Raw genomic sequence first — 10,930 nt, 5'->3', positions numbered from 1 at the left:
GGAGTACTGGCCGTTCCAGAGGGAACTGCCAGCACTTGTTTGATGGAAGAGAGAGCACAACATGGGACTGTTTGATTACAAAAATGCCGATGGCAAAGCTTTGTACAGTGATGCCATCGCCCTGACGCTGTATGCCTACACGCCGACCGGGCAAGCCTTGCCGGGGACTGCCTGGAAGCCGGTCAGCGCGACGGCGCTGGGATACCAAGGCAAGGTCGGTGCGCAGGGCACGTTCTTCGGCGAGAAGGACGGTTTCACCAGCGCCGAAGCCGAAGTGCTCGGCAAGTACGACGCTGCCGGGAAGTTGATCGGTATTGGCATTGCCTTTCGTGGCACGGGCGGGCTGGGTTACAGCGACACCTTCGGCGACTTGAAAAACAATCTGCTGGCCGCCGTCGGGCCGTCGGATTACGCCACGCAATACGCAAAAAACGCCTTCGACAATTTGCTCAAGGCTGTTGCGGCGTTCGCCATCGTCAATGGCATCGCCGCCAAAGACGTGCTGATCAGCGGCCACAGCCTCGGCGGGCTCGGGGTTAACAGCGTTGCGGAGTTGAGCGCGAGCAACTGGGGTGGTTTCTTCAAAGACGCCAACTATGTGTCTTTTGCCTCGCCGACCCAGAGCAGCACCGGCAACAACGTGCTGAACATCGGTTACGAGAACGATCCGGTGTTCCGCGTGCTCGATGGCACCACGTTCAGCACTGCGTCGATGGGCAAGCACGACAAGCCGCACGATTCGACCACCGACAACATCGTCAACTTCAACGACAACTACGCGTCTACCTCGCAGAACCTGGTGCCGTTCAGCATCGTCAATCCGCTGAACTGGTCGGCCCACAGTTCGCTGGGCTATGCCGACGGCTTGAACCGAGTCATCGACTCCAGGTTCTACGGCCTGACCCACAAGGACTCGACCATCATCGTTTCCAACCTTGAGGAAGCGTCACGGGGTAAAACCTGGGTCGAAGACTTGGGTCGCAGCGGCGAGGCACACACCGGCAGCACGTTCATCATCGGTACGCAAAGCAACGACTGGCTCAAGGGCGGGGTGGGTAACGACTTCCTTGAAGGTCTGGGCGGTGATGATCGTTTCCGTGATGACGGCGGCTTCAACATCCTCCTAGGCGGCCAGGGCCACAACACCTTCGAGTTGCAGAAACCGTTGCAGAACTTCAGCTTCGCCAACGACGGTGACGGCACGCTATACGTGCGAGATGCCTATGGCGGCATCAGCATGACCCGCGACATCGGTGCGCTGGTGAGCAAGGAGTCGGGGTCGTGGTGGGGCAGCAAGGAGATCACTTGGGGCGTCACGGCCAAGGGTTTGACCAATGGCAGCGAGCTGACCCAGTACAACCATTCGCTTAGCGGCGATGGCTACGGCAATGCGCTGCACGCCACCAATGACGGCGACTGGTTGTTCGGGCTGGGCGGCGACGACAAGCTGATCAGCGACAAGGGCCATGTGACCTTCGTCGGCGGCGCCGGCAATGATGTGATGACGGCGGTGGGAGGCAACAACACCTTCCTGTTCAGCGGTGCGTTCGGCTTTGATGCCATCAACGGCTATCAGGGCAGCGACAAACTGGTGTTCATGGGCGTCGAAGGCGCGGGGCAGGGCTACGACTACAAGCAGCATGCTTCGCAGTCGGGCGGCGATACCGTGCTGAAGATTGGCGAGTTTGCCGTGACCCTTGTGGGGGTTGGAGTGGCTAACCTGTCGGACGCAAGTTTCGTGTTCGCCTGAACAGTAATCCTGTAGGAGCTGTCGAGTGAAACGAGGCTGCGATCTTTTGATCTTGCTTTAAAGAGCAAAGTCAAAAAATCGCAGCCTTCGGCAGCTCCTACAGTGTCCGCGTTAAGAAGTGTTGTATCGAAATGCTCCGGGGCGTCCCGCGAGGGGCGCCCTGGCTGTGAGCTATCTCTGACAATTCCAACAAAAGAGAGGCAATGGCAATGGGTGTGTATGACTACAAAAACTTCGGTACAGCCGATTCCAAGGCGTTGTTCAGTGACGCCATGGCCATCACGCTGTATTCCTACCACAACCTCGATAACGGCTTTGCCGCCGGTTATCAGCACAACGGCTTCGGCCTGGGCCTGCCGGCCACGCTGGTCACCGCACTGATTGGTGGCACCGATTCACAAGGCGTTATCCCCGGCATTCCCTGGAACCCCGATTCCGAAAAACTCGCCCTTGAGGCCGTGAAAAAGGCTGGCTGGACGCCGATCACCGCCTCGCAATTGGGTTACGACGGCAAGACCGACGCGCGCGGAACCTTCTTCGGCGAGAAGGCCGGATACACCAGCGCTCAGGTGGAAATCCTCGGCAAATACGACGCCCAGGGCCATCTCACCGAACTGGGCATTGCCTTTCGCGGCACCAGCGGCCCGCGAGAAATCCTCATCGGCGATTCGATTGGCGACGTGATCAACGACCTGCTTGCGGCATTCGGCCCCAAGGACTACGCCAAGAATTACGTCGGTGAAGCGTTCGGCAATCTGCTCAATGACGTGATGGCGTTCGCCAAGGCCAACGGCCTCACCGGTAAAGATGTGCTGGTCAGCGGCCACAGCCTCGGCGGGTTGGCGGTCAACAGCATGGCGGACTTGAGCGGCGGCAAGTGGGGCGGGTTCTTTGCCGACTCCAACTACATCGCCTACGCCTCGCCAACCCAGAGCAGCACCGACAAGGTGCTCAACGTCGGCTACGAAAACGATCCGGTATTCCGCGCCCTCGACGGCTCGACTTTCACCGGCGCCTCGGTCGGCGTGCACGATTCACCGAAGGAATCGGCCACCGACAACATCGTCAGCTTCAACGATCACTACGCTTCGAACGCATGGAATGTGCTGCCGTTTTCGATCCTGAATATTCCGACGTGGATCTCGCACTTGCCGACGGCGTATGGCGACGGCATGAACCGGATCGTCGAGTCAAAGTTCTACGACCTGACCAGCAAGGACTCGACGATCATCGTCGCCAACCTGTCTGACCCGGCGCGAGCCAATACCTGGGTGCAGGATCTGAACCGCAACGCCGAGACCCACAAGGGCAGCACTTTCGTCATCGGCAGCGACGGCAATGACCTGATCCAGGGCGGCAGCGGCAACGACTATCTGGAAGGCCGCGCCGGCAACGACACCTTCCGTGATGGCGGCGGCTACAACATGATCCTTGGCGGGCAGGGCAGCAATACGCTGGACTTGCAGAAGTCGGTGAACACCTTCGACTTTGCCAATGACGGCGCGGGCAATCTATATATCCGTGATGCCAGTGGCGGGATCAGCATCACCCGCGACATCGGCGCCATTGTCACCAAGGAACCGGGTTTTCTCTGGGGATTGTTCAAGGATGATGTGACCCACAGCGTCACGGCCAGCGGCTTGAAGGTTGGCAACAATGTCACGGCCTATGAGTCGAGCGTGAAGGGCAGCAACGGCGCTGACACACTCAAGGCTAATGCCAGCGGCGACTGGTTGTTTGGACTCGATGGCAACGATCACTTGATTGGTGGCGCGGGCAACGATGTGTTTGTCGGTGGCGCCGGCAATGATCTGATGGAGTCGGGTGGCGGGGCGGATACGTTCCTGTTCAATGGCGCGTTCGGGCAGGATCGGGTGGTCGGCTTTACCGCCAACGACAAACTGGTGTTCCTTGGCGTGCAGGGTGTGTTGCCGAACGACGACTTCCGCGCCCACGCCACGGCGGTCGGGCAGGATACGGTGCTGAAGTTTGGCGGCGATTCTGTGACATTGGTTGGGGTTGCGCTGAATAGCCTGAGTGGCGATGGCATCGTGATCGCCTGACACATCGATAACCTGTGGCGAGGGGATTCATCCCCGATGGGTTGCGTAGCAACCTCAATTGCGCCGACCGTGGCAGGCCTGAAACACCGCCTGCCCGGATTTTACGACTGCTGCGCAGACGATCGGGGATAAATCCCCTCGCCACAAAGTGTATTTGACGTGACTTGTCAGCCATTCTCCGACTCAAACCCTGTGCAAACAGAAAATGCGGCCTAAAGCCAGCACGTGCACACACGTTCTATAGCTAGCCGCCATTGAGCACAGGAGATTCAATCGTGAAAGGTTTCAAGGGGTATGTTGGTGTAGCGGGACTGGCGCTGTTAGCGGCCAATGCCTGGGCCGATCTGCCTCAAAGCTCGATTCTGAGCCGTTATGGCGTCACCACCGATCAGTTGCCGAGCCCGGCGAAAACCGAGGTGGTTGAACCGGTTGAAGAGAAAAGCCGCTTTCAGATCCAGCCCGAACAACCGTTCGTGACGATTCGTCTGGGTGACGGCAAGCAGCCACAAACCACCGGCAACCTGAGCATTGATCGCATGGCGCAGCAGGATCTGGAACGTTGCCAGCGTTTGCAGGGCGAACTGGCCAAGCGTGGCGGAACGTACTTGAACTGCGACAACAGCATCCCGGGCATGACTGTCGATCAATGATGTTTTTGTAGGAGCTGCCGAAGGCTGCGATCTTTTGATCTTGAACTTGCAAATCAAAAGATCGCAGCCTTCGGCAGCTCCTACAGGGGTATTGCTTCGTCAGTCTTCTTTGCGCACCGTGGCCACTTCATCGGCCCGCACTTTCACCTTGGCGCCGGAAATATCCTCGAACTCATAGAAGCCGTCGTCGGTTTTGGTCTTCGGCATGTCCTTGGTCAAATACTGGGTGCCGTTCTGCAAGGTGACCACGGTCTGGGTCGAGCAACCGCCCAATGCCAGCAGGGCAGCTACCGCCAACGGGATGCCCAGAGTCTTGATTTTGATACCCACGTCTAATTCCTCATTCGCTGTGATACCGAGCATTGTCGGTGTTCTAACGCGGTTGGTGCCATAGCGCCGGAAAAAGTTCGATAGGCCGGTGAAAAAATGCCATTGATCTTTTTCCGTTTGCGCCGGGGAGGGCAGAGCTGTTATCTGTACGCATAACCAGTACTTGCTCGCCATGGCCCTGAATTCCCGTGACTGCCAATCCCCTCGATGATCCGTTCTATTACCTCAACAACTTCCGGCAAGTGCTTGATTGGCTTGAGCTTCGCTACGCCGATTTGATGAGCGAACACGAGCTGGCATTTTTTCACGATTTCAAAGCGTTGCCCAAAGCCTCGCAGGGCTTGCTGGTGCGAATGGTGATGCGCAAGGGTGTGCATTTTCGCGCGGGCAAGCTCAACTATGCGGAAATCGGCGATATCGCCCACGCGGCGCAGCCATTGCTGGATCAGGGCTGGATCGACGAACACGCCCCACTGGCGATTGCCGAACTCTTCGACGTATTGCTCAAGGCCGAAATTCTGCAAGCCTTCGCCGACGTTATCGAACAACCCAAGGGGCGCAAGGACGACTGGCTGCCGATGCTTGCCGAGCAATTCGCCGAACCGCGCAGTTTGCGCGAATGGGCACCGGCGCTTGCAGATCGATTGTTCAGCCTGACCATCATGGACCTTTGCGATCGCTTGCGCCTGATGTTCTTCGGCAACCTGTATCAGGATTGGTCCGAGTTCGTGCTGGCTGACCTCGGCATCTTCACCTACGAGAAAGTCGAATTCAGCGGCGATTCCCGAGGCTTGCGCAGCCGTGAGGACGTCGACGCCTGCCTGTTTCTGCACAACTGCCAATTACGTTTCGAAGCTGGCGAACCGCTGGCAACCATTGTCGAACAAGTCAGTGCCTTGCACTTCGACAACCCGTGGCTGCAGCGTCGGCGCAACAAGGTACTTTTCCAGATCGGTCAGTACTGTGAGCGCATCACCGAGTTCGCCCTGGCCCTGAACATTTACCGCAATTGCGCCTATCCCGGCGCCCGATTGCGGATGATCCGCGTCCTTGAGCGTTGCAGTGAATACGCTTTGGCGCTGGAAATCGCCATGCTCGCCGAACAGGCACCGCAAAGCGCCACCGAGCAGCAAGGCTTGCAGCGCATGGTGCCGCGACTGCGCCGCAAGCTCGGTGGCCCGCCACTCAAACGGCTGGCGCCTCGACCGGTAGAACGTCTCGATCTGCACTTGCCGCGCACTGATCCGGCGCTGTCGGTGGAGTTTTACGTGCAGGCGCATCTGCATGACGACGACGGCCCGGTGCATTACGTGGAAAACAGCCTGATCAACTCATTGTTCGGTCTGTTGTGCTGGCCGGCAATTTTTGCGCCGCTGCCGGGGGCGTTTTTTCACCCGTTCCAGCGTGGCCCGGTGGATCTGCTCAATGAAGATTTCCAGCAGCGCCGTGCCGATCTGTTTGACGCTTGCCTCGCCGAACTCGATGACGGCCGTTATGCCGACACCATCCGCGCGCGGTTTGTCGCCAAGTGGGGCGTGCAGTCGCCGTTCGTGTTCTGGGGCGCCTTGAATGAAGCGCTGCTTGAGCAAGCGCTGGCCTGCCTGCCCGCCGAACACCTCAAACACTGGTTCAACCGTTTGCTGCTCGACATCAAGGCCAACCGCGCCGGGATGCCGGACCTGATCCAGTTCTGGCCACAGCACAAAACCTACCGGATGATCGAAGTCAAAGGCCCGGGCGACCGTTTGCAGGACAATCAACTGCGCTGGCTGGAGTTCTGTCACGAGCACCAGATGCCGGTGGCCGTGTGTTACGTGCAATGGGCGGAGCAGAGCGCTTGAGCTACAGCATTGCGGTGCGGGCGCTGTGTGAGTTCACTGCCAAGACCGGCGACCTCGACCTGCGTTTCACCCCATCACCCACGGCGCTGGAGGGCATTGCCGGCCATCGCACCGTGGCCTCGCGGCGTAATGACCAGTACCAGAGCGAAGTGGCGCTCGAAGGTGAGTTTCGCCAGTTGAAGGTCAAGGGCAGGGCGGACGGCTACGATCCGGCGCAGAACTGCCTGGAAGAAGTCAAAACCTATCGCGGCGACCTGAGCAAGCAACCGCCCAATCACCGCCAGTTGCACTGGGCGCAAGCGAAGGTCTACGGCTGGCTGATGTGTCGCAAACTCGATCTTGCGCAGATCAACGTGGCGCTGGTGTATTTCGACATCGTCAGCGAGAAGGAAACCTGCCTGGTCGAAGCCTTCAGCGCCGAGGCCTTGCAGGTCTTTTTCGAGCAGCAATGCAGCTTGTTCCTTTATTGGGCCGAGCAGGAAATGGCCCACCGCGACGCCCGCAATCTGGCCGCGCAGCATCTGGCCTTTCCTCATCCGGACTTTCGTCCCGGCCAACGGCATCTGGCCGAATCGGTGTTCAAAGCGGTGAGTACCGGCCGTTGTCTGATGGCGCAGGCGCCAACCGGCATCGGCAAAACCCTCGGCACGCTGTTCCCGATGCTCAAGGCGCTGGCGCCGCAGCAACTGGACAAGGTGTTCTTTCTGACCGCCAAGACGCCCGGGCGCAAACTGGCGCTGGATGCCAGTCAGGTGTTGTTCGATCAATCCGAGACCTTGCCGCTGCGAGTATTGGAAATGGTCGCCCGGGACAAGGCCTGTGAACACCCGGACAAGGCCTGCCACGGTGAATCCTGCCCCTTGGCCCAAGGCTTCTATGATCGTCTGCCCGCCGCCCGGGAAGCGGCCAGTCGCATCAAGCTGCTCGATCAGGCCGCGATGCGCGAAGTCGCCGCGCAGCATACGGTGTGTCCGTATTACCTGAGCCAGGAAATGGCTCGTTGGGCTGATGTGGTGATCGCCGATTACAACTATTACTTTGATTTCAGCGCGCTGCTGTACGGTCTGGCGCAGCTCAATCAGTGGAAGGTCGCGGTGTTGGCGGACGAGGCGCACAACCTGGTCGAGCGCGGCCGGCAGATGTACAGCGCCAGTCTTGATCAGGCGACGCTGGGCGGTGTGCGCAAAACCGCCCCCGAAGCGCTGAAAAAGTCCCTGCAACGGGTCAACCGCGAATGGAATGCGCTGCATGCGCCGCAACTGGCGGCGTATCAGGCCTACGACAAGGCGCCGGAAAAACTGCTTCAGGCGATTTCCCTGTGTTGCTCAGCCATCGGCGATTACCTCAATGATCATCCGCAAGGGCTGGACAGTGGCTTGCAGAACTTCTACTTCGACCTGCTGCAATTTGGCCGGGTGGCGGAGCTGTACGACGAGCATTACCTGTTCGACATCAGTAAACGCGACCTCGACCGCAAACGTCCGCTGTCTCAGCTGTGCCTGCGCAACGTGGTGCCCGCGGCATTTATTGGCCCGCGCCTGAAATCTGCGCGTAGCAGCGTACTGTTTTCCGCCACGCTCAGCCCGCGCAATTATTACGCCGACTTGCTCGGCACGCCGGCCGACACCGTGTGGATCGACGTCGAGTCGCCGTTCAGCGCCGAGCAATTACAGGTGCAGATCGTCAGCCGCATCTCCACGCGATTCAATCATCGGAAGGCGTCTCTGGCTCCCATCGTTGAACTGATCGCCCGTCAGTTCAGTGAACGGCCGGGCAATTATCTGGCGTTCTTCAGCAGTTTCGATTACCTGCAACAGGTGGCGACCTTGTTGGCCGAGCGGCATCCGCACATCACCCTGTGGCAGCAATCGCGCGGCATGGTCGAGGGCGCGCGGCAGGCCTTTCTCGATCAGTTCACCGCCGATAGCCAGGGCGTCGGCTTTGCCGTATTGGGCGGCGCCTTCGGTGAGGGCATCGATTTACCCGGCGCGCGGTTGATCGGCGCCTTCATCGCCACGCTGGGGCTGGCGCAGCTCAACCCGGTCAATGAACAGTTGAAACGGCGAATGGCGGCGATCTTCGGTGCCGGTTACGACTACACCTACCTGTTCCCCGGCGTGCAGAAAGTGGTGCAGGCCGCAGGGCGCGTTATCCGCACCCGCGAGGATCGCGGCGTGGTGATGCTGATCGACGATCGCTTCGCCGAGAGCCGGATCAAACAACTGTTGCCGCGTTGGTGGGCCATCCAGCATGAACCGGTCGCTTCCCAAATGTCCGGATTGCCGCATACTCCTGCCCATGACTTTGTGCGGTGAATGTAATGAGCGAAAAGAACAAGTCCGTGGCGATCGAAGAGATGCGCTTTCGGCTGTTGATCGACGCGGTGGTCGACTACGCGATCTACATGATCGACCCGGACGGCATCATCACCAGTTGGAACTCCGGCGCCAAGCGCTTCAAGGGTTACGAGGAGGCGGAAATCCTCGGCGAGCATTTTTCGCGGTTCTATACCGCTGATGATCGCGCGGCCGGCCTGCCGCAACGGGCGCTCGACACGGCGATCCGCGAAGGACGCTTCGAAGGCGAGGGCTGGCGGGTGCGCAAGGACGGCACGAACTTCTGGTCACACGTGGTCATTGATCCGATCATTGACCCGAGCGGCAAACTCCTGGGTTTCGCCAAGATCACTCGCGACCTGACCGACCGCAAGATGGCGGAAGAAACCCTCAAGCAGAGCGAGCAACAGTTCCGCCTGCTGGTGCAGGGCGTCACCGACTATGCGATCTACATGCTCAGCCCTGAAGGGCGAGTCAGTAACTGGAATCAGGGCGCGCAGCGGATCAAGGGTTACCTGCCGGAGGAAATCATCGGTCAGCATTTTTCGATTTTCTATACCCCCGAAGATCGTGAGCGCGGCGAGCCGCTGCGGGCGCTGGAGATCGCTACACGAGAAGGTCGCTTCGAGAACAAGAGCTGGCGCGTGCGCAAGGACGGCACGCGGTTTCTGGCGCATGTGGTGGTCGATGCGATTCGCGGAGAAACCGGTACGTTGCTCGGGTTTGCCAAGATTACCCGTGACGTCACCGAGGCCCATGAGGCGCAAGTCGCCCTGGAAAAGACTCGCGAGGCGCTGGCCCAGGCGCAGAAGATGCAAGCCATCGGTCAGCTCAGCGGCGGTATTGCCCACGACTTCAATAATCTGCTGACGGTCATTCTCGGCAACCTTGAGATCGTTCAGAAGCGCGTCGGCGACGACGCGAAGATCAGACGCTTGCTGGAAAACGCCACGCAAGGCGCTTTGCGCGGTGTGTCGCTGACCCAGCGCATGCTGGCGTTCGCCCGCCGTCAGGAACTCAAGACCGAATCGGTCGACATTCCACTGTTGGTGCAAGGCATCACCGGGCTGTTGCGCAGCTCCCTGGGGCCGGGTATTCGCATCGAGACCCAGTTTCCCGCAAACCTTGAACCGGTACTGGCGGACACCAATCAATTGGAACTCGCCTTGCTCAACCTGGCGACCAACGCCCGCGATGCCATGCCTGAGGGTGGCAGTGTCATCATCAAGGCGCAGACGGAAGTCGTGTTTGAACTCGGTCATTCGGAGTTGGCGGCGGGTCGATATGTCTGCCTGAGCCTGACCGACACCGGTGAGGGCATGGACGAGCACACGCTGGCCATGGCCAAAGACCCGTTTTTCACCACCAAGGGCGTGGGCAAGGGCACCGGATTGGGGTTGTCGATGGTCTATGGTTTTATCGAGCAACTCGGTGGCCGCTTTATCCTCAAGAGCGAGAAAACGCAGGGCACCACGGCTGAACTGTGGATACCCGTAGCCGTTGAGGGCGAAACGGCCAAGCCGGTGTATCCGTCGACCGAACTTATCGCGGTGCCACGCCTGAGCGTATTGGTGGTGGACGACGATTCACTGGTGTTGACCAGCACCACTCTGCTGCTCGAAGACCTCGGCCATCGCGTGGTCAGCGCCACGTCCGGTACCCAGGCCCTGGCGTTGTTCGATCAAGGCGAGGTCATTGACCTGATGATCACAGACATGGCCATGCCGCACATGAGCGGGGCGCAACTGGCGCATGCGGTGCGTCTGCTCAAACCGGATCTGCCGATCATCCTCGCCACGGGTTACGCCGAACGTCTGGAGGGTTTTTCGGCGCAATTACCGCGTCTGTCCAAGCCGTTCACGCAATTGAATCTGGTGGAGATCATTGCTCAGTCGATGAAATGAATCCGGCTGAACTTGTCCGTGGCAGAGCGCTTCTAAACGTTTTCCTGCTTCGGAGC

General features: G+C 59.4%; 7 protein-coding genes. 6 read left to right on the top strand and 1 reads right to left on the bottom strand.

Annotated features, from left to right (window positions below; translation table 11 throughout):
* Positions 1 to 61 precede the first annotated feature (61 nt).
* From ACA043_RS15540 to ACA043_RS15530, 3 genes are all read left to right on the top strand, one after another.
* Positions 62 to 1,750 (top strand): polyurethane esterase, encoded by a 1,689-nt coding sequence (locus ACA043_RS15540; protein WP_497657343.1) that lies wholly within the window; start codon positions 62 to 64, stop codon positions 1,748 to 1,750.
* Positions 1,751 to 1,959: 209 nt separating this feature from the next.
* Positions 1,960 to 3,813: a polyurethane esterase gene (locus ACA043_RS15535; protein WP_497659653.1), complete on the top strand. Its 1,854-nt coding sequence runs from the start codon at positions 1,960 to 1,962 to the stop codon at positions 3,811 to 3,813.
* 275 nt (positions 3,814 to 4,088) lie between these two features.
* Positions 4,089 to 4,463, top strand: a complete 375-nt coding sequence (locus ACA043_RS15530) for a hypothetical protein (RefSeq protein ID WP_401264033.1) — start codon at positions 4,089 to 4,091, stop codon at positions 4,461 to 4,463.
* A 99-nt stretch (positions 4,464 to 4,562) separates the two neighbouring features.
* Here the strand turns inward: ACA043_RS15530 and ACA043_RS15525 are convergent, their stop codons facing one another.
* Positions 4,563 to 4,787, bottom strand: coding sequence for a YgdI/YgdR family lipoprotein (locus ACA043_RS15525; protein ID WP_187681354.1), 225 nt, complete (start codon positions 4,785 to 4,787; stop codon positions 4,563 to 4,565).
* A gap of 194 nt (positions 4,788 to 4,981) precedes the next feature.
* On the opposite strand from ACA043_RS15525, the gene ACA043_RS15520 reads away from it, so the two are divergent.
* Genes ACA043_RS15520 through ACA043_RS15510 form a run of 3 tightly spaced genes read left to right on the top strand, consistent with a single transcriptional unit; the run spans position 4,982 to position 10,874 of the window.
* Positions 4,982 to 6,634 (top strand): VRR-NUC domain-containing protein, encoded by a 1,653-nt coding sequence (locus ACA043_RS15520; RefSeq protein WP_497657342.1) that lies wholly within the window; start codon positions 4,982 to 4,984, stop codon positions 6,632 to 6,634.
* Positions 6,631 to 8,949 carry an ATP-dependent DNA helicase gene (locus ACA043_RS15515; protein WP_497657341.1) on the top strand — a complete coding sequence of 773 codons (2,319 nt, stop codon included), beginning with the start codon at positions 6,631 to 6,633 and terminating at the stop codon, positions 8,947 to 8,949. Before ACA043_RS15520 ends, ACA043_RS15515 begins: the two co-directional genes overlap by 4 nt.
* A 5-nt stretch (positions 8,950 to 8,954) precedes the next feature.
* Positions 8,955 to 10,874, top strand: coding sequence for a hybrid sensor histidine kinase/response regulator (locus ACA043_RS15510; protein WP_497657340.1), 1,920 nt, complete (start codon positions 8,955 to 8,957; stop codon positions 10,872 to 10,874).
* Positions 10,875 to 10,930: the final 56 nt, after the last annotated feature.

Source organism: Pseudomonas sp. LBUM1648 (assembly GCF_059716145.1).
This window is presented reverse-complemented; position numbering and strand designations above follow the sequence as displayed.

Excerpts from the sequence above, each read along its gene's own strand:
- ACA043_RS15540 (WP_497657343.1), top strand. The coding sequence starts at position 62 with ATGGGACTGTTTGATTACAAAAATGCCGATGGCAAAGCTTTGTACAGT.
- ACA043_RS15535 (WP_497659653.1), top strand. The coding sequence starts at position 1,960 with ATGGGTGTGTATGACTACAAAAACTTCGGTACAGCCGATTCCAAGGCG.
- ACA043_RS15510 (WP_497657340.1), top strand. The coding sequence starts at position 8,955 with ATGAGCGAAAAGAACAAGTCCGTGGCGATCGAAGAGATGCGCTTTCGG.